The 20,335-nt window shown below is 73.6% G+C and carries 7 protein-coding genes; all 7 read left to right on the top strand.

Going from position 1 to position 20,335, the window contains the following annotated elements:
- Positions 1-327 precede the first annotated feature (327 nt).
- Complete coding sequence (locus ACIRJT_RS06625) at positions 328-2,007, top strand: non-ribosomal peptide synthetase (protein ID WP_403905490.1); 1,680 nt, start codon at positions 328-330, stop codon at positions 2,005-2,007.
- Positions 2,004-3,281: an FAD-dependent oxidoreductase gene (locus tag ACIRJT_RS06620; protein ID WP_403905371.1), complete on the top strand. Its 1,278-nt coding sequence runs from the start codon at positions 2,004-2,006 to the stop codon at positions 3,279-3,281. The genes ACIRJT_RS06625 and ACIRJT_RS06620 overlap by 4 nt, the downstream gene beginning before the upstream one ends.
- A complete protein-coding gene (locus ACIRJT_RS06615; protein WP_403905368.1) occupies positions 3,275-3,847 on the top strand; it encodes a DUF6875 domain-containing protein in 573 nt (190 codons plus the stop codon). The genes ACIRJT_RS06620 and ACIRJT_RS06615 overlap by 7 nt, the downstream gene beginning before the upstream one ends.
- Positions 3,844-11,385, top strand: coding sequence for an amino acid adenylation domain-containing protein (locus ACIRJT_RS06610; RefSeq protein WP_403905367.1), 7,542 nt, complete (start codon positions 3,844-3,846; stop codon positions 11,383-11,385). Before ACIRJT_RS06615 ends, ACIRJT_RS06610 begins: the two co-directional genes overlap by 4 nt.
- A gap of 2 nt (positions 11,386-11,387) precedes the next feature.
- Entirely contained in the window at positions 11,388-12,365 is a 978-nt protein-coding gene (locus tag ACIRJT_RS06605) for a methyltransferase (RefSeq protein WP_403905365.1), read from the top strand.
- On the top strand, positions 12,362-13,483 hold the full coding sequence (locus ACIRJT_RS06600; protein ID WP_403905363.1) for a cytochrome P450: 1,122 nt from the start codon (positions 12,362-12,364) through the stop codon (positions 13,481-13,483). The genes ACIRJT_RS06605 and ACIRJT_RS06600 overlap by 4 nt, the downstream gene beginning before the upstream one ends.
- A 303-nt stretch (positions 13,484-13,786) precedes the next feature.
- A complete protein-coding gene (locus ACIRJT_RS06595) occupies positions 13,787-20,239 on the top strand; it encodes an amino acid adenylation domain-containing protein (RefSeq protein ID WP_403905361.1) in 6,453 nt (2,150 codons plus the stop codon).
- The last annotated feature ends 96 nt before the right edge of the window (positions 20,240-20,335 follow it).

Genomic DNA, 20,335 nt, shown 5'->3' with positions numbered 1-20,335 from the left:
ATGGGCCAACCCATTTCCGAGCACGACGGGTCACGCTCGGCAGTGCGTAACCGATCAGATCTCGGTAAGCGGCTACAAGATACTGGCCAGGTTATGGCACCGAACAGAGCGGCGAGACAAAGTTTCCCTTAGTAAGTTCTCATAATTGCCCCGGTGGTCGGCGCATGGGGTGAGCGTCGGGATAAGCAGCCGGTCGCCCTCGTTGACACCGATCTGATTTATGGGACAGAGTTCTCTCGTTCCCCCAATGGATTTCCGTGGGTCACGGAGTGTGAAACGGCAGTGGAAGCGCGAATAGATACGGTGAATTCCTTACCGGCCGGGACGATGGTGGGGATGTTCCGGCGCCAGGTCGCCCGGGCCCCTGAGGCGGTCGCGGTTGTCGCCGCCGACGGCACGCTCACCTACGGTGAGCTCGACGCCCGCGCCTGTGCGGTGGCGGGTGGGCTGCGAGACCGCGGGATCGGGCCGGACGACATCGTCGCCGTCGCGATCCCGCGCGGCGCGGACATGGTGGTGGCCGTCGTCGCCGTGCTCGCCGCGGGAGCCGCGTACCTGCCGGTCGACTCCGCCCAACCGCCGGACCGGGTGGCCGCCGTGCTCGCCGACGCCTGTCCCGCCCTGGTGCTGACACCGGGGGAGTTGCGGGCGCTGGAGGCCGCGGCGGCGCCCGCCGCCCCGGTGGCGGAACCCGATCCGGCATGCGCCGCCTACGTCATCTACACCTCCGGCTCGACCGGAAGGCCCAAGGGTGTGGTCGTTTCCCACGCGGGGATCGCTCACCTCGTCGCGGCGCAACGGGAACGCTTCGACGCCCGACCGGGCGCCCGGGTGCTGCAGTACGCGTCGGTCGGCTTCGACGTGGCCGTCGCCGACCTGTGCATGGCGCTGCTCACCGGTGCCACGCTCGTTCTCGCGCCGCCCGAGGGCCTTCCGCCCGGCGAACCGTTCGCCCGCTTCATCGCCGAGCACGGCGTCACCCATGTGTGCATGCCACCGAGCGCGCTCGCCACCCAGCCGGACATGGCGCTGCCTTCGGTCGCCTGCCTGATCGTCGCTGGGGAGGCGCTGGGCCCGGACCTCGTCGCCCGATGGTCCGCCGGCCGCCGGATGATCAACGCTTACGGCCCGACCGAGACCACGGCGTGCGCCACCATGAGCGCGCCGCTCGCCGACGGTCCGGTGGTGCCGATCGGGACGGCGATCCCCGGCACCGGCCTACGGGTGCTCGACGAGACGTGCGCCCCGGCCGCCGAGGGCGAGCTGTACATCGGCGGCGCCGGGGTCGCGCGCGGCTATCTGGGCTGTCCCGGGCCGACCGCGCAGCGCTTCGTCGCCGACCCGTGGGGCCCGCCCGGGTCGCGCATGTTCCGCACCGGCGACCTGGTCCGCGTGCTGCCAGGCGGTGACCTGCTGTTCCTCGGCCGGGCCGACGACCAGGTGAAGATCCGCGGCCACCGGGTCGAACCGGCCGAGGTGGAGGCCGCGCTCGGCGCTCACCCGGCGGTGGCGCGGGCGGCGGTCGTCGCTCGCTCCGGTCCGCTCGGCGCCTACCTGGTGGGCTACGTGCTGCCGCGCGGGGCGAGCGTGCCGGACCTGCGCGCGCACCTCGCCGAGCGGCTGCCGGCCCACCTCGTCCCGGACCTGATCGAGGTGGTCGGGCACTTCCCGTCGACCCCCAACGGGAAGCTGGACCGGGCCGCGTTCGCCGAGCCCGCGCCGCGGGCGTCGGGCGCGCTCGCCGACGACCTGGCCCGGTTGTTCGCCGAGGTGCTGTCGGTGGACTCGGTCGCGCCCGACGACGACTTCTTCGCTCTCGGCGGTACCTCGCTCACGGCCACCGCGCTGGTCAGCCGGATTCGCGTCGAACTGGCCGTGGACGCGTCCGTGGTCACCGTGTTCGACGCCTCCACACCCGCCGATCTCGCCGAAGCCCTGTCCGTGACGGACCTGGTGGACCCGGTGGACCCGACGAACCCGGTTGACTCGGCCGGGGGCCGGACATGAACGTCGTCATCGTCGGGGCGGGTATGGCCGGAACCATGCTGGCGATCCGGCTGGCCCGCCGCGGCCACCGGGTGGACGTGGTGGAGCGGCGCGGCGACCCGCGCGGCACGAACGGCCCGGAAGCCGCCTCGATCAGCGTCGGGCTGTCCGAACGCGGGCGGGCGGCGTTGCGCGACATCGGCCTCCTGGAGGAGGCCCTGGACCGAGCGGTTCCCATGCGCGGGCGGATCGTCCACCTCGGCGGCCGGGTCACCTACCAGCCCTACGGCGCGGACGACACCGAGGTGCTGCACTCGGTCCGCCGCCACGACCTCAACATCGCCCTGCTCGACGCCGCCGCGTCGACTCCCCTGCTGCGGCTGTGGTTCGGGCAGCACGTCACCGGCCTGGCCGGTACCGAGGTGCGGACCCCGGACCGGACGTTCCCGGCGGATCTCGTCGTGGGCGCGGACGGGGCGTACTCGACCGTGCGCACGCACCTGCACCGCCGGGTGCGCGCCGAGTTCCACCAGACGCACCTGGACTGGGGCTACCGGGAGTTCACCATCCCGACCGTCGACCGACCGGAGGCGCTGCACGTATGGCCGAGCCGGCGGGGCCTGGTGGTGGCACACCCCAACCCGGACGGATCGCTGACCGGCACGGTGTTCCTGCCGTTCGACGGCGACACCGGGTTCGCGGGGCTGCGCGACCCGGTGCGGGCCGGGGCGTTCCTGGCCGAGGAGTTCGGCGACCTGACCGATCTGGTGCCGGACCTGGTCACGCAGTTTCTAGCGCAGGAGCCCGGCAGCCTGGTGTCGGTGCGCACCGCGCCGTGGCAGCACGACCGTGTCGTCCTCGTCGGCGACGCCGCGCACGCCGTGTTCCCGTTCTACGGCCAGGGGATGAACGCCGCGTTCGAGGACTGCGCGGTGCTCGACACGTGTCTCGCCGAGCACGCCCCTGGCGACGCGCTCGCCGCGTTCGAGGCCCGCCGCCGCCCGCACACCGACGTGCTCGCCGAGTTGTCCGCGCGCAACTTCGTGGAGCTGCGCGACCGGGTGCGGTCACCGGTGTTCCTGGCCCGCAAGCGGATCGACTTCGCGCTCGCCCGCCTGATACCGGGGTGGCGGACGCTGTACGCGATGATCAGCCACAGCAGCCTCCCGTACGGCGAGGCGCTCTACCGGGCCCGCCGCCAGGACCGCCTCCTCGGCGGGCTCGCCGGGCTGGGCGGGCTGGGCGGACTCGCGTTGCTCGCCGCGGCGCGGCGGAAGCGGAGCGGGAGATGGTGAGCCACCCGGCGGGCGACGTCGCGCTGTTCGAGCCGGATCACCCGGATCTGCCGGCCGCCGCCGAGGTGGTACTGGCATGGGCGCGGTCCTACCTGTGCCGACCGCACCCCGAGCTGGGTCGGGGCGGCGACGTCTGCCCGTACACGGCCGTCTCGCTGGAACGGGGCGGGCTCTTCCTCGCCGTACACCCCGGACGGCCGGACCTGCGGGCGGTGATGACCGCCTACCGCGACTGGTTCCCCGACCTGCCGCCGCGTGAGGGTCCGGGGGCCAGATACCGGACGGTCCTGGTGGTGCTGCCGGACGTCACGCCCGGGGAGATCGACCGCGCACAGCGGGAGCTGAAGCCCGGGTTCGTCGAACGCGGCCTGATGATCGGTGAGTTCCACCCGGGACCGCCGTCCGCGCCCGGTCTGTGGAACGCCGAGTTCCGGCCGATGCGCAGCCCGCTGCCGTTGCTCGCGGTGCGGCACATGGTGGCCGCCGACGCGCCGTTCCTGCGGGCGGACCCGGAGCATCTGGCGGCGTACCGGCTGCGCTTCGGAGACCGGGGAGCGAACCGATGACGGTGCCGCTCCCGCCCGGGGCCCGACGGCTGTGGTTCCTCGAGGCGTTCGCCGATGGCGCACCCCTGCACAACAACCCGGCGGTGTTCCGGCTGGCCGGCCCCGTGTCCGTGGACGCGCTCCGGCGTGCGGCGGATCTGGTGGTGGCCCGGCACCCGGTGCTGCGCACCACGTTCGACGAGGTCGACGGGGAGCCGGTCGGACGGGTGGGTCCGGTGGGCGCCGCGGAGGTCGTGGTGCGGACGGTGCCGGCCGCGGACGCCGCGGCGTTCGCCGCGCGGGCCGCACGGGAGCCGTTCGACCTGCGCACCGGGCCGTTGTTCCGGATCCGGCTGGGCCGGATCACGCCGACCGACCACATCCTCGTGATCAACACGCATCACGCGGTCGTCGACGGCAGGTCGCTGTCGGTGCTGTGCGGGGAGATCGGAGCCCTGTACGCCGACCCGGCCCGGCAGCTGCCGGATCCCGGAGCGCCGCCGGACATCGTCGACCACGACCCGTCCCGCCGGGTGTCCGATCTGGACGGTGTGCCGGACCTGCTCACCCTGCCCACCGACCGGCCCCGCCCCAGGATGCGCGCCTTCCGGGGGGAGCTGCGCCGCCACGCCGTTCCCGAGGGGCTCACCGCGCGGATCGGCGCGCTCGCCCGCGCCACGCGCGCCACCCCGTTCGTCGTGCTGCAGGCCGCGTACACTGCCACGTTGGGCACGACGGCGGGTCAGGACGACGTAGTGGTCGCCACCCTGGTCTCCGGGCGGCCGGGACCGGAGTTCGCCGGCGTCGTCGGGATGTTCGTGAACCCGGTGCCGTTGCGGGTGGGGATCGGCGGCGATCCGACGTTCCGCGAACTGGTGGCCAGGGCCCGCCGCGCGGTCGCGGCGGGACTGGGCGGCGCGGCGGTTCCGTTCGACCGGATCGTCGAGGCGGTCGGCGCCTCCCGCGACCCGAGCCACGCGCCGCTGTGCCAGGCGCACCTCGTGATGCAGGACCCGCCCGAAGTGGTGCTCCCCGGCGTGCGGGCCGAACGGATGCTGCCGGACACGGGCACGGCCGATGTCGACCTCACCGTGATGGTGGAGTCCGGCGGCGCGGAGATGGCCGTGGTCACCGAGCACGACACGGACCTGTTCGACGGGGCGACGGTCGACGGTGTCGCCGGGCGGCTGCTGGCCTTGCTGGACCGCGCGTGCGCCGAACCCGATTGCCGGTTGTCGGCGTTGACGGCAGGGGAGTCGGTGGTGGCCGCGTCGGCGGCCGGGCCGGCCGGTGGACCGGCGCCGTCGACCGTGCTGGAGCTGATCCGGTTCGGCGCGGACGGCCTCGCGGTGGGGGAGCTGTCCTACGCCGGGCTGGAGCGCCGTTCGGCGGCGCTGGCCTCGGTGCTGCGGTCGAAGGGCGCCGGGCCGGAGGCGTGGGTCGCGGTGGACCTGCCGCGCGGCACGGACCTGGTGGTGGCCATCCTCGGGATCTGGCGGGCGGGCGCGGTGTACGTGCCGGTGGAACCGCTGTGGCCCGAGCAGCGGCGCCGGGCCGTCACCGGGGCCGCCCGCCTCGTGCTGACCGAACTCCCGGAGCTGCCGGCGGAGTTCGAGCGCGTCGATCCCGGCATCGCACCCGAGTCACTGGCGTACGTGCTCCACACGTCCGGGTCGACCGGCCGCCCGAAAGCGGTGGGCGTGCCGCACCGCGCGGTGGCCGGGATGCTGGCCCGGTCGACGGCGTTGGTGGGGCTGGGAGCCGGGGACGTGGTGGCGGCCCTGATCTCCCCGGCGTTCGACATCTCGGTCTGGGAACTGGTGGCGCCGCTGACGGTGGGCGCCCGGGTGGCTACGGTGCCGCCGGAGATCGTGGTGGACGGCCCCGCGCTGGCACGGCGGCTCAGGGCCGAGGCGGTCACGGTCGTCCAGGTCACCCCGTCGGTGTGGGCGGTGCTGGTGGCGGCCGGGGGCGTGCCGGAGTGCGTGCGGGTCCGGGTGTCGATCGGGGAGGTGCTGACGCCGGAGCTGGCCGGGTCGCTGGGCGGGGCCGAGCTGTGGAACGCGTACGGCCCGACCGAGACGACGATCTGGTCGACCGCCGAACGGGTCCGCCGAGACGGTCGGTTCGGTATCGGAGGCCCGCTCGACGGCGTCACCGTACATCTGCTGAACGCGGGCCTGCGACCCGTCGACGACGACGTGGTCGGCGAGGTGTACCTGGGTGGTTTCCCGCTGGCACGCGGCTATCTCGGCGCGCCCGGCCGGTCGGCGACGAGGTTCGTCGCCGACCCGTACTCACCGGTGCCCGGCGCGCGCATGTACGCGACGGGCGACCTGGCGCGGCGCCGGCCCGGCGGTGCCGTGGAGTTCGTCGGGCGGGTGGACGCGCAGCTCAAGGTGCGTGGCCACCGGGTGGAACCGGCCGAGGTGGAGGCGGCGCTGCGGGCGGACCCGGAGGTCGCCGACGCCCGTGTGACCGGTGACGGTGACCGCCTGGTGGCCTACGTGATCCCGACCGCCGGGCGGCCCCGCTGGCCGAGGGTGCGGGAGCGGCTGAGCCGTCTCCTTCCCGCCTACCTGGTGCCGTCGGCGATGGTGTCCGTGGACGCGTTCCCGTTGACCAGCTCCGGAAAGCTGAACGTACGCGCTCTGCCCCCACCGGCGGAGCATGCCGCCGTCCCTGATCCCCGTCCGGGTCTGGAGACCACGATCGCGGAGATCTTCGCGGGTCTGCTGGCTCGCCCGGTCAACCGCGACGACGACTTCTTCCTGTCCGGCGGACACTCCCTGGCGGCGGTGAAGGCCGTCGCCAGGATCGGCGCGTCGACAGGCGTGGAGGTGACGATCAGAACCCTGTTCGCCAACCCGACCGTCGCCGCCCTGGCCGCCGCGGTCGATGCGTGCCGGGTCGATCCCGGTACTCCGGACGACTCCGGGCCGGTGCCCGCTCCACCAGGAGGGCTGTCCGGCCCGCAGCACGGACTGTGGATCATCCACCGGGCGGGCCAGGACGACGGCGCCTACGTCGTGCACGCAGCGGTCCGACTGGAGGGTGTGCTCGACGAGGCGGACCTGCGTGCCGGGTTCGCCCACACCCTGGCCGTCCACCCCGTCCTTCGATCGGCGATCGTCGTCCATGACGACACCCCGCGGCTGAGCGTGGCGCCCTGGACGGACGAACTGCCGGCGAAGGCCTGGCGCACCACCGACCTGAGCGCTCACGCGGACCCGTGGCCGGAGGCCGAACGACTGGCCGCCCTGGACGCCGACCGCCCCTTCGACCTGACCCGGCGCCCGCTGGTGCGAGCCCATCTGATCAGAACCACCCCCACGACGCATCTCCTGACGATCACCGCTCACCACATCATCTGCGACGACACATCGATGTCGATCCTGCTGACGACCATGACCTCCGTGGATCCGGCCTCCTCGCCCCTGCCCGGTGCCACGGATGTCCAGGGGGCGGGGGCCGCGCCCAGCACGAGGACCAGCGCACCGCTACCACCGGTCCCCGCGCCGGCAGTCGTGGGTCCACGGCGACGAACCACCGCATTCTGGGCCGAAGCGCTCCGCGACGCCCCGCCTGCCTCCGGACCCTCGCCGGACCACCCGTACGGCACGGCCTGGGCCCCCACACCGGACGGATCACCGCACCCGGAGTCCGGACCGCACCCGGAGTCGCACCCGGAGTCCGGACCGCACCCGGAGTCCGGCCCCGGCCCGGCTCACCGCCGCCGTGCGGGCGCCGCCCCCGGTGCCACCCACCGGTTCACCGTCCCGGCCGGGCTCGCCCGCCGCTTCGCCACCTGGTGCCGGGGCGAGCGGTCCACCACCTTCGCCGGTCTCCTCGCCGTCCTCGCCATCGTCTCCTCCACCCGGGACGGCGGTGACGAGATCGTCGTCGGTGCCCCGGTCAGCACTCGCCCGGCCGGGTGGGACGACGTGATCGGCATGTTCGTCACGACCCTTCCGCTCCGGCTCCGCACGAACCGTCGAGCCACCCCCCGCGACCTGCTCGCCGACGCCACCGGGGTGGTGGCCGACGCGATGGACCACGCGGACATCTCCCTGGCCGACATCCTCACCACGGTCCCCGCCCCACGGGAGGACCACCCCCTGTTCCGGACGATGCTGGTCCTCAACCGCGAGACGGCCCCCGTCACCTTCACCGGCCTGACCACCACCCCCCTGTCGATCGACCGTGCCACCAGCCGTTTCGACCTCACCCTCCACATCAGGGAACGCGAGGGCGACTGGCCCGCCCTCATCGACTACCGCACCGACCGGTACGCGGCGGACACGATCAGCAGGATCGCCGACCAGGTGCTGGCGGTCATGGAGACCGTGGCCCGCCACCCCGGTCTTCCCCTGTCCCACCTGGACCTGTTGTCCCCGGCCGACAGAGCCGTCCACACTGCCCTCGGCATCCGGTCCGAGCCGGCGGTCTCCGCCGGTCGAGCGGACCCGCCGCCCACCGGCCCGGCCGTCCCCACGCGACCGGCCGCCACGACCGTTGTGGACCTGATCGCGGTCCACACCGCCCGTACCCCTGACGCCATCGCCGTCCTCGACCTCGCCGCCACGCCCCTCACCTACCGCGACCTGGACCGCGGATCCTCAGCCGTCGCCCGCCACCTGCGCGACGCCGGCATCCGGAGCGAGGAACCGGTCGCGATCACCATCCCGGCCGGCGCCGACGCGATCATCGCGATCCTCGGTGTGCTCAAGGCGGGCGGATGCTTCGTTCCCATCGACCCCGCCCAGCCGCCCTCCCGCCAACAGGCACTGATCACCGCCGCCGGTGCGAGGACCGTCCTGACCCGCGACGCCCTCCCCACCACCGGCCACCACGAACAGGCCCCGGGCCACTACGAACAGACCCCGGGCCACTACGAACAGGCTCCCGGCCACCACGAACAGACCCCGGGCCACCACGAACAGACCCCGGGCCACCACGAACCAACACCCATCCACCCGACCCAGCTCGCCTACGTCGTCCACACCTCCGGATCCACCGGCGAGCCCAAGGGCGTCGAGGTACAGCACGACACGCTCCTCAACCTCACCACCGCGTTCATCGCCGAACACGGCCTCACCGCCGCGCACCGCCTCCTCATGGTCCCGCCCCTGCACTTCGACGCCGCCTTCGGCGACATCTTCCCGGTCCTCGCGGCCGGGGCCACCCTGGTGATCCACCCCGACCCGGGCGGCCTCACCGGACCGGACCTCCTCGGGCTCTGCGTCGAGCACCGCGTCTCCGCGGTGGACACGGCGGCTCCCCTCTGGCAGCGCTGGGTGGCCGATCTCGCCGGGGAGCGCCTCCCGTTGGAGATCATGATGGTCGGCGGCGACATCGTTCCGGCGGCGGCCGTCCGCGCGTGGGCGAAGCACGGCATTCCCCTCCACAACCACTACGGCCCGACCGAAGCCACCGTCTGCGCGACCAGCCACCGCACCGTCGACGGCCGCGAGCACCCCACCCGACTGCCGATCGGCCGCCCGCTGCGACACGTCCGCGTCCACCTCCTCGACCGGGCCCTGCGCCGGGTACCCGTCGGCGTGGTCGGTGAGGTCTACATCGGAGGGACGGCGCCCGCCCGGGGGTACCGGGGAAACCCGGCCGCGACCGCCGCGGCGTTCTTCGCCGACCCGTACGGTGACCGCCCCGGCGCCCGCATGTACCGGACCGGCGACCTCGCGAGGCTGAACCCCCACGGCACGCTCGAGTTCGTCGGCCGGGCCGACGACCAGGTCAAGATCCGCGGCAACCGGGTGGAGCCGGGGGAGGTGGCGGCGGTGCTCGCCGCCCACCCGGCCGTCGCGGAGGCCGTGGTGGTGGCCAGGGGCGATCGCCTCATCGGCTACGTCGGCGCCCCGGCTCCGACCGCACCTACCGGGAAAGCATCCGCCCCGGCCCCGACCGCACCCACCCCGACCGCGCCCGATCCGGCCTCCTCCGACTCGCGGGTAGCCGTCCCGGACGGTCCCGGCCTGCGCGCCTTCTGCGCCGACCGCCTGCCCGCGCATCTCGTGCCGGACATCGTGGTCGTCCTCGACGCCCTGCCCACCCGAAGCTCCGGCAAGGTCGACAACACCGCCCTCCCCGATCCTCCTACCACCCCCCTCACCCCCTCCGTCCCGGCGGATCCGCCTCGGACCGCCACCGAGCGAGCCGTCGCCGCCGTCTGGGCCGCCGTTCTCGACCGCTCCGACATCGACCGCTCCGACATCGACCGCTCCGACATCGACCGCACCGCGGACTTCTTCGCCATCGGCGGGCACTCGCTCATCGCCGCCCACGTCCTCGCCGCCGTCCGCGACCGCCTCGGCGTCACGGTGCCGATGCGCACACTGTTCACCGCACCCACCGTTGCGGCGTTCGCGGCAGCCATCGACGACGGCGCCTCGGCGGGCCTGCCGACGGTCGACCGGTTGCGCGCGGACGCCGTCCCCCCAACCGAAATCCGGCTCCGCACCGTCCACGCACCCGGCGTCCCCCCGGCCGGCGCGCCGCGCCCGATCCTGCTCACCGGTGCCACCGGCTTCCTCGGCCGCCACCTCCTCGAACAGCTCCTGGCCCGGACCGACGCCCGGATCCACTGCCTCGTCCGCCCGGGTTCGATCGATCGGCTGCCGGTCACCGACCGCGTGGTCCCGGTCCCCGGCGACCTGTCCGCACCCGGCCTCGGTCTGTCCCCGGAGGATCACGACACCCTCACGACCGTGGACGCGATCTACCACAACGCCGCCGTGCCGCATTTCGCCGCGTCCTACGATGTCCTCAAACCCGCCCACGTCGACGCCACCGCCGCGATCCTGCGCCTGGCCGGCGACAGCGGCGCCCCACTGCATCTGATCTCCACCCTCGGCGTCTTCCTCGGCGAGGCCTACGACGGCCGCGTCGTCACCGAGGAAGACGCCCCCACCGACCCGAGCGGCCTCACCAGCGGCTACGACCTCAGCAAATGGGTGGCCGACGCCATGGCCGCCGCCGCCCGGGGCCACGGTCTGCCCGTCTCGATCCACCGCATCGCGGCCATCGTCGGCGATACCGCCACCGGCGCCGCCGACCCGCGCTCCGCGTTCAGCCGCTGGCTCACCGGATGCGTCGCCGCCGGTGCCGTCCCGGACACCGCCGAGGTGCTGGACATGGTGCCCGTGGACACGGTGGCCGCGGCCATCGTCGCCCTCTCCCAGGCCCCGAACCACCTCGGCCCACCGGCCCCGAACCACCTCGGCCGGGACCACCACTACCACGGCGACGGCGGCCTCACCCGTGCCGCCCTCGCCGCCGCCCTCACCTCGGCCGGTCACCCGACCGAGGTGGTGCCGTACCACCGATGGCGGGAGCGGATGCTCGCCGACCCGGCCGGGCCCTTCGCCCCGCTCGCCTTCTCCCTGCCCGAACGCCCCCGCCCGCACCCGCGGTTCGACTGCTCCCGCACCTGGGCCGCTGCGGCCGGGGCGGGGGTGGGGTTTCCCCCGGCCGACGAGCGAATGCTGCGCCGGCACCTGGACTTCCTCACCGGTGCCGGCGCGCTTTCCGGAAGTGGATGACCATGCCCTTGCCCGAAGAATCCTCCGGTGTCCCGGCTCCGGTCCTGGACCGCCTCGGCGCGGCCGGGTACCGGGCCATGATCGCCGGTGTCCGGCTCGGGGTGTTCACCGCGCTGGAAGCCGGCCCGCTGTCCGTCGAGGAGCTGGCCACCACGATCGGCGGTGACCCGGCCGGGGTGCGCAGCCTGGTGAACGTTCTGGTGACCTTCGGCTACCTGCGGCACGACGAGGACGGGGTCACGACCGCCGCGACGCCCGGCCCGGTGGACGCCGAACTGTTCTGGCACGAGGTCCTGTTCGAGCACTGGGCCGACATCGAGGAGACCATCCGTACCGGCACGCCCCGCCGCGGCTTCTACACCTGGCTGAGCGAGCGCCCCGCCTCCGGGGCCCGCCTGCGCCGGATGCTCGCCGGCGCCGCCGCGGCCCTGGCCGACGACATCGCCGCCGCACTGCCTCCCGCGTCGACCGTCCTGGACATCGGGGGTGGCCACGGCGACCACACCGTCGAACTGTGCCGCCGTCGCCCGGACATGCGGGTCACCGTCCTCGACCTGCCCGAGACGATCACGGCCCTGCGCGAAGACGTCCCGCCGGACCGGGTGACGGCGCGGGCGGGCGACTACCTCACCGACGACCTGGGTTCCGGGCACGATCTGGTGCTGCTGTTCAACGTCCTGCACGGCCATCGCCCCGAGGAGTGCCGTGAGCTGTTCCGGCGTGCGGCGAAATCGTTGTCCCCCACGGGAAGCATCGCCGTCCTCGACCACGACCGGGAACCACCGGCCGGGCTGGGCCCGGCCGCGGCCGGATTCCTCGGCATGTTCGACCTGACCCTGTGGCAGGGCCACGCCGGAGGCGTACACCGTTACACCGACCTCGCCGCGTGGCTGGGCGAGGCCGGGCTCACCGAGTCGCGGGTCGTGCCGCTCGCCGCGTCCCCGCTGGAGAAGCTGCTGATCGCCGGCCGGCCGTCGTGAGCGCCGACCCGTACCCGGGCTACGCCTGGTTGCGCGAGCACGACCCGGTCTGCCCCGTCGGCGGCCCGCACGTGCCGGGGCGGATGTGGCTGGTGACCCGGTACGACGACGTCCGCGCCTGCCTGGCGGACCGCCGCCTGGGCAGCCGTGCCCCGGTCGACCCCGACCCGCACCCGCCCGGTCTGTCCAACCTGGACGATCCCGGACACGCCGGGCTGCGCCGGCTCGTCGCCGCGGCGTTCACCCCCGCCGCCGTGTCCCGCCTGCGCGATCGCACCGCCCGGACCTGCGCGCGCGCCGTCGAGTCGTTCGCCGGGCGGGGGCACGCGGACCTCGTCGCCGAATACACCCGGGAGGTCCCGGTCGCGGTCATGCACGACCTGCTCGGCGTCCCGGAAGCCGAGCGGGCGCCCGCCGCCGACGTGCTGGACATGTGGTACCGCGCGAAGTTCCAGCAGCCGCGTGACGAGGCGAAACTGGCCGAGGTGCTGGATTACGTCCGGAAGCTGGTGGCCTACAAGCGATCGCACCCGGGGGACGACCTGCCGACGCGGTTGATCGAGTCGGGCGCGCTGACCGGTGACGAGCTGGAGGTGATGGTCATGACGTTGATCGGCGCCGGTCACATCACCACGATCCAGTTCCTCGGGACCACCGTCCTGCGCCTGCTCGCCCACCCCGGCCGGCGAGCCGCACTGCTGGGCGGCGACCTCGACTGGTCCCGGACGATCAACGAGCTGCTGCGCCTGGACTCGCCGTCGCACGTGGCGGAGTACCGGTACGCGGGCGAGGACATGACGATCGCGGACGCCCGCGTGGGAGAGGGCGACGTGGTGCTGCTGTCGCTGGCGGCGGCAAACCGCGACCCGGACCGGTTCCCCGACCCCGGCGCCCTGGACCTCACCCGTGATGCCCGCCCGCACCTGGCGTTCGGCCACGGCGCGCACACCTGTCTGGGCAGCCATCTGGTGAAGCTGGAGACGGAGATCGCGATCACCACGTTGTTCGGCCGCCTGCCGGACCTGGCCCTGGACCTCCCGAGCGGCGAGGTCGACTGGGGCTACGCCCCGACGTTCCGCGGCCCCCGGGCCCTCCCGGTCACCTTCACCCCCCGATGAGCCGCCGGCCCCGTCCCGTCCGCGCGCGGGCCTCGACGGCGAAGCATTCCCGGCTGTCGGAGTGCACCACGGGCGAGCGCAGGGCACATCCGCCGGGAGCGGCCGGCTGAGCCCGCTTCGTTCCGAGGTCGTAGTGGCCGTGGTCCCTTCGGCGGGGGCCGCGACGCTGCCGAAGGGGGGCGTCGCGGACCGCGGGAAGGACCACCGCGCGCTGCGACGAAGGAACAATTGATCGGCACTCCCCGACACCTCCACCATGGAACGGCCGCCGCACGATGAGCCGAATGTCGGGAGTATTCCTGTATGGACGCCGTACGCCACCTGCCCGGGTCGGAAGCACCGGCTGCCGATCCGACGGTCGGGGCCGGCCGCGCCGCGACGTTGCACGAACGCGTCGGTGCGCAGGCCGCCGCGACGCCCGGTGCCGCTGCCGTCGTCCATGACGGCGTGGTGCTGACCTACGCCGAGCTGGACGAGCGCAGCACTCGGCTGGCCCACGAGCTGCGTGCCCTCGGGGTGCGGGCGGAGACGCCCGTCGCGGTGATGCTGGAGCGCGATCCTGAGCTGGTCGTCGCACTGCTCGGCGTACTGAAGGCGGGCGGGGCGTTCGTGCCCGTCGACCCGGCGTATCCGGCCGCGCGCATCCAGCACATGGTGGACGACTCAGGGGCGCGGGCCGTCCTGCTGCGCGAACACCTCCGTGACCGGCTGCCGATCGGCCTGCGTGGCGGGACGGGCACGGTCGCGGTGATCCCGGTCGACGGAACGGGAGAGCGGTTCGCACACCATCCGCTGACGCCCGTCGAGGGGGCGGCGCGGCCCGAACACCTCGCCTACCTGGTCTACACCTCGGGCTCGACCGGCCTGCCCAAGGGCGTCATGGTCGAGCACCGCGGCATCGTCAGCTACCTGCTGGGCATGCTGGAGCACTTCCCGATGGGGCCGCGAGACCGGATGCTCCAGGTCACCTCGCTCTCCTTCGACGTATCCGTGTACGAGATCTTCCTGCCGCTCCTCACCGGCGGCGCCACCGTGCTCCCCCTCTCCGGCAGCCACACGGACCCCCGTTACCTGAGCGCGCTGATCGCCGAACACGGCGTCACCTCCTTCCACATGGTGCCCTCGCTGCTGCGCACGTTCGTGGACGGGCTCGACCCCGAACAGTGCGCGGGGCTTCGCCGGATCTTCGTCAGCGGGGAGGCGCTCGGCCCCGCGCTGGTCACCGACGTGCACGACCGGCTCCCGTGCGACCTGGTGAACCTCTACGGGGCGACCGAGGTCTCCGTCGACTCCACCTGGTGGACCGCGCCGCGCGACCGCCCGGCCGCGCCGGTGCTGGTCGGCCGGCCCATGTCCAACGCGACGTCCTACGTCCTGGACGACGAGATGCGACAGCTGACCGGGGGCGAGGTGGGCGAGGTCTATCTCGGCGGGGCCAGCGTGACGCGCGGCTACCACGGGCGGGCGGCCCTGACCGCGCAGCGGTTCCCGCCCGACCCGTTCGGACCGCCGGGAAGCAGGCTCTACCGCACCGGTGACCTCGGCAGGTGGGAGGGCGGCGGCGAACTGCGGCTGCTGGGGCGCATCGACCACCAGGTGAAACTGCACGGCCGCCGGATCGAACCCGGCGAGATCGAGACGGAGATGACCGCGCATCCGCAGGTCGGCACGGCCGCCGTGATCGCCGTGGGCAGCGGTGCACAGGCCGCACTGACCGGATTCTTCACCGGCAGGGGGGCCGGGCCCGAGGAGCTCCGCGCGTTCCTCGGGCAACGGCTGCCCGCAGGCCTCGTGCCGGCCCGTCTCGTCGAGCTGGACACGCTGCCGCTGTCGCCCAACGGCAAGCTCGACCGCAACGCACTGGCCGAACTCGCCGCCGGGGATCTCGCCCGGCTCGCCTCCTCATCCCCCGCACGCCCTGCCGAACCCGCCTCCCGGCCCGCACGGTCCGACGCGCCGGACACCGTGCCCCCGCACCCCGATCTCCTCCTGCGCACCGTCCTGGACGCCATGGCCGACGTGCTGGGCGGCATCCCCATCACATCGGACGAGAACTTCTTCGGCATGGGCGGCAACTCCCTGCACGCGACCCGGCTCGTGGCCAAACTGCGCGTGGCGGTGCACCCGGGGATCGGCGTCCGCGAGGTCTTCGAGCACCAGACCCCGGCCCAGCTGGCCGAAGCGCTGCGTCCGACCCTCACCGACGCCGTCGAGAAGGGCGCGGGGATCACGGGCACGGACGAACTCTCCTCCGCCCAGCACCGGATGTGGCTGCTGGCGCAGATCTCGGAGACACCCGCCGAGTACGCGATCACCCTCGCTCTCCACCTCCGGGGCGCCCTGGAGGTGGAGGCGCTGGACCGGGCCGTCGACGCGGTCGTCCGCCGGCACGACTCGCTCCGCTCGTGCTTTCCCCAACAGGACGGAGTCCCCGTGCGCGCGGAGACGCCGGCCGACGAACTGCGCATGCGGCACGCACCGCCGGAGCCGGGCGGCGACCCGGACGCGGTGCTGCGACGTGTGGTCCGCGAGCAGATAGCCGGTCTCGACCTCGCCGACGGACCGCTCTTCCGCCCGGTGCTGGTGAGGCTCGGAGCCGAGGAGCACCTGCTGGTCGTCGTGCTGCACCACATCGTGGCGGACGGCTGGTCCACCGAGCTGCTGCTGGAGGACATCGCCGCGCACTACGGGGCCGACACCGCGGGGAAGCCGAGGCCGCGCCGGCCCGCCGTCAGCTACCAGCGGTACGTCGACATCGAGCGCCGCAACGAGCGCGACGGCGTCACCGACCGGCACCTGGAGTACTTCACGACCGAGCTGCACGGCATCCCGGACGAGGTGACCCTGCCGCTGGACCGGCCCCGGCCGCCGCAGCGCAGTGGCCGGGGGGCCACCCTCAGGCTGGAGTTCGGGCGGCGGGCAGCCGGCGCGGTGCGCCGCCTCGCCTCGACCCACCGCACCACCCCGTTCGTGATCCTGCTCGCCGGACTGAGCACCCTGCTCCACCGGACGGGGGGCCACGAGGACGTGGTGATCGGCAGCGCTGTCGCCGGGCGCTTCGACGCCGAGGTGGACGACCTGGTGGGCCTGTGCCTCAACTCGGTGGCGCTGCGCTGGCCGGTCCGCGCCGACGTGCCGTTCTCCCTGGTCGTGGAGCGGGCGGAGGAAAGCCTGCTGGGCGCCATGGACCACTCGGCCGCGCCCTACGCGCGTGTCATCGAGAAGCTGGGGGTGCGGCGCGACGCACGGCGCACCCCCGCCTTCCAGGTCATCGCGCTGTACGACGACGTGCCCGAAACCATCGAACTGCCGGGGCTCGCGGTGCGCACCCTGGAGACGGACGACGGTTCCGCGCAGTGCGACGCGCTGTTCACCTTCAGGCCGCCGACCGAGCACGGCATGGCGCTGAGCATCGAGTTCAGCACGGACCTCTTCGAGCACGCGACCGTCCGCCGCTGGTCGGAGCAGCTGGAGACCCTGCTGACCGCAGCCGCGGACGCACCTGGTGCCACCGTGGCCCGGCTGCCCCTGCTGACCGACTCCGCGCACCACGAACTGCTGACCCTCGGCGAAGGGCGCGTACGTCCCCTGCCGGACGGGTCCACGCTGACCGGCCTGTTCGCCCGGCAGGTCGCCCTCGCTCCGGAGCGCACGGCCGTCACCTGGCGCACCGCCACGGGCGAGAGCGCCCGACTGAGCTATGCGGAGCTGGACGAGCGCTCCTCGCGTCTCGCCCACGCCCTGCGCGAGCTGGGCGTGGGCGTGGGCGTCCCGGTCGCCGTGTGCCTCCTGCGCGGCGCGGACGTGCTGACCGCCGTGTACGCGGTGCTCAAGGCGGGCGGTGGCTATGTGCCCGTCGAAGCGGACAACCCGCCCGAGCGCATCGCCGGGCTGGTCTCCGACAGCGGGGCCCACGTCCTGCTCACCCAGCGGCAGCTGGCCGCGGCCCTGGCGGACACCCCGGCCGACTCCGTGCTCCTCGTCGACGACGCGGCGACGGACCGCTTTCCGGCCACGGCCCCCGCACCGGCCCCGCGTCCACAGGACCTGGCGTACGTCATCTACACCTCGGGTTCCACGGGCCGGCCCAAGGGCGTGATGGTCGAACACCACAGCGTGGTCAACTACCTGTTGACCCTTCAGGAGACGTTCGGGCTCACGACCGAGGACCGGCTGCTGCTGAAGTCGCCGCTCTCCTTCGACGTGTCCGTACGCGAGGTGTTCTGGGCGCTGAGCACGGGAGCCACCCTCGTCGTCGCGGAGCCCGGCCGCCACGCCGACCCCGCCCATCTGGTCGAGACGGTCGAGCGGGAGCGGGTCACCGTCGTCCACTTCGTGCCCAGCATGCTGAACGTCCTGCTGGAGACGTTGGAGGGGACGGACCGCTGCCCCACCCTGCGCCAGGTGATGACCAGCGGCGAGACCCTGCCGGTGGCGACCGCGAACCGGTGCCGAGAGCTCCTCCGCGCGGAGCTGTGCAACATGTACGGCCCGACGGAGACCACCGTCGAGATGACGGCCTTCGACGTCCGGGCCCACTCCGGCACCGAACGCCTGCCCATCGGAGCGCCCTTCCCCAACACCCGGGTGTACGTCCTCGACGAGGCGCTGCGGCCCGTGCCCCGGGGCACGGTCGGTGAGCTGTACGTCTCCGGGGACCCGGTCGCCCGGGGCTATCTGGGTCGGCCGGCGTTGACCGCCGACCGCTTCCTTCCCGACCCCTGGGGCCCACCCGGCGCGCGGATGTACCGCACGGGTGATCTGGGCCGGTTCACCGCGCAAGGGCTGCTGGACTTCGCCGGACGCAGCGACCACCAGGTCCAGTTGCGCGGACATCGCATCGAACCCGGTGAGATCGAGAGCCTGTTGTGCGAGCAGCCGGGGGTGAGCGCGGCGACGGCCGTGGTCCGCAGGGCGGACACCCCGGAGGCCGCGTACCTCGTCGCCTACGCCGTGCGGGCGCGTCCGCCGTACGGCACGGACGCGGGCCTGCGCGGGAAGCTGGCCGAGCTGCTGCCGTCCTACATGGTGCCCACCGCCGTGATCACGCTCGACGCGCTGCCGCTGACGGTCAACGGCAAGCTCGACCGTACGGCCCTTCCCGCACCCGGGGAGACGGGGCCGGGAGAGCGGCCCGGCCGGGGCGCGCCGGGCGTGGCGCGACTCGAAGGCCCCACCGAGACGGCCCTCGCGGGTATCTGGCAGGAGCTGCTGGGTGTCGACGAGGTGGGCCCCGACGACAACTTCTTCGGCCTGGGCGGTCACTCGCTGCTGGTGGCCACGCTGTCCGCACGGGTGCGCGACGAACTCGGTGTCCGGGCGCCGCTGACGCTGTTCCTGCTCCATCCGGTGCTGCGCGAGCTGGCCGCCGCCCTCCCGGAGCCGGAGCGGGCCGGGCAGCGCCGGGACGCCGACGGACTGCGTCCGCTAGGCGGGGACCGGGCGCCGCTGTCCGCAGCGCAGCGCCGGATCTGGGTCGAGGAGCAGCTCTGGCCCGGCACCGCCGCCTATGCCGTGCCGGAGGCGTTTCGGCTGCGTGGTCCGCTCGACGAGAGAGCCTTCGAGGCGGCGCTGCACGAGCTGATGAGTCGTCATGACGCCCTACGTGGACGGGTGGAGGGGGACGATCACCCCGAGATGGTGGTGGACGACCGGCTGTCGGCGCGGCTCCTGCGGTCCGATCTGCGGGGTCAGGGCGAAGCGGCGGTGTCCGGCCTGCTGGAGCGGGCGGGGCACCGGGTGTTCGACCTGTCCGGCCCTCTGGCGGAGACCACCCTGGCCCGGATCGGCGAGGAGGAATGGGTCTTTCTGTTCACCGCGCACCACCTGGTCGTGGACGGCTGGTCCTTCGGCCTGCTGTGGCGGGATCTCGAAGGTCTCTACCGACGGCACTCCACGGGCGGCGGGCTGTGCCCGGCCCCGCCGCGGCTCGCCTTCATCGACTACGCACGGTGGGAGAGCGAACGCGTCGCCGCCGGGTCCCACCGCGCGCACCTCGACTTCTGGCGGCAGGAGTTGGCCGGTCTGCCCTCCCGCGCCGGAGGACCGGACTCCGGGGACGTGGCGGCGGCGGGAGGGAGCGGGCCGCCGGACGACGCGGGCACCGCACGGGCGGGGGAGAGCCGGACCGTGCCGTTGGGCGCCGAGCTCTCCGGCCAACTGCGCCTCGTCGCGGCAGATCTGGGTGTGACCCCCTTCGTCCTCACCCTCACGGCGTTCGCGGTCGCCCTCGCGGCGGACGGCCCCGCCGACCAGGTGATCGGCGTCGAGGTGGCGGGCCGTACCGACGAGCGGGTCGCGGACGTCGTGGGGCTCTTCGTCAACCACGTGCCCCTGCGGCTGCGCGGCGGGCCCGGCCGGAGCGCACGGCAGACCGTGGCCGCCGTGGACGAGAGCTGGCGCAGGGTACTGGAGCACGCGGAGGTGTCCTTCGACGCGATCGTGGACGAACTGGGCGGACGGCACGCCGCCGACCGGGCGCCGGGGCACGACATCGCCTTCTCCTACCTGGACTCCCGCACCCCCCTGCGTCTCGACGGCGTCCGGGTCACCCCGCTGGAGCCGGGGTTCGGCGGCACCGCGAAGTTCGGTCTGCTGCTGGAGGTGTTCGACACCCCCGACGGGCTGGTCGGCGTCTTCGAGTACCGGCCCGGACGGTTCGGGCGCGGCCGGACGACACGTATCAAGAACCGGTGGGAGGCCGTTCTGCTCGGGCTGCTCGCCGACCTCGACGCCCCCCTGGAACCGCAGGACTGAGCCGCACCGGGGCCTTTGGGAAGCGGGGCCGGCAGGCGTGCTTCCCGAGCAGCGCAGTAGTTCCGACAACCAGAGCAGGACCGAGATGAGGACGAG

This window comes from Streptomyces sp. NPDC102283 (genome assembly GCF_044766265.1).
In the GTDB taxonomy this organism is placed as follows: Bacteria; Actinomycetota; Actinomycetes; order Streptomycetales; family Streptomycetaceae; genus Streptomyces.
This window is presented reverse-complemented; position numbering and strand designations above follow the sequence as displayed.

Bases quoted from the DNA above. Each gene is read 5' to 3' on its own strand.
- ACIRJT_RS06625 (WP_403905490.1), top strand. From the start codon at position 328: ATGGTGGGGATGTTCCGGCGCCAGGTCGCCCGGGCCCCTGAGGCGGTC.
- ACIRJT_RS06620 (WP_403905371.1), top strand. From the start codon at position 2,004: ATGAACGTCGTCATCGTCGGGGCGGGTATGGCCGGAACCATGCTGGCG.
- ACIRJT_RS06615 (WP_403905368.1), top strand. From the start codon at position 3,275: ATGGTGAGCCACCCGGCGGGCGACGTCGCGCTGTTCGAGCCGGATCAC.
- ACIRJT_RS06610 (WP_403905367.1), top strand. From the start codon at position 3,844: ATGACGGTGCCGCTCCCGCCCGGGGCCCGACGGCTGTGGTTCCTCGAG.
- ACIRJT_RS06605 (WP_403905365.1), top strand. From the start codon at position 11,388: ATGCCCTTGCCCGAAGAATCCTCCGGTGTCCCGGCTCCGGTCCTGGAC.
- ACIRJT_RS06595 (WP_403905361.1), top strand. From the start codon at position 13,787: ATGGACGCCGTACGCCACCTGCCCGGGTCGGAAGCACCGGCTGCCGAT.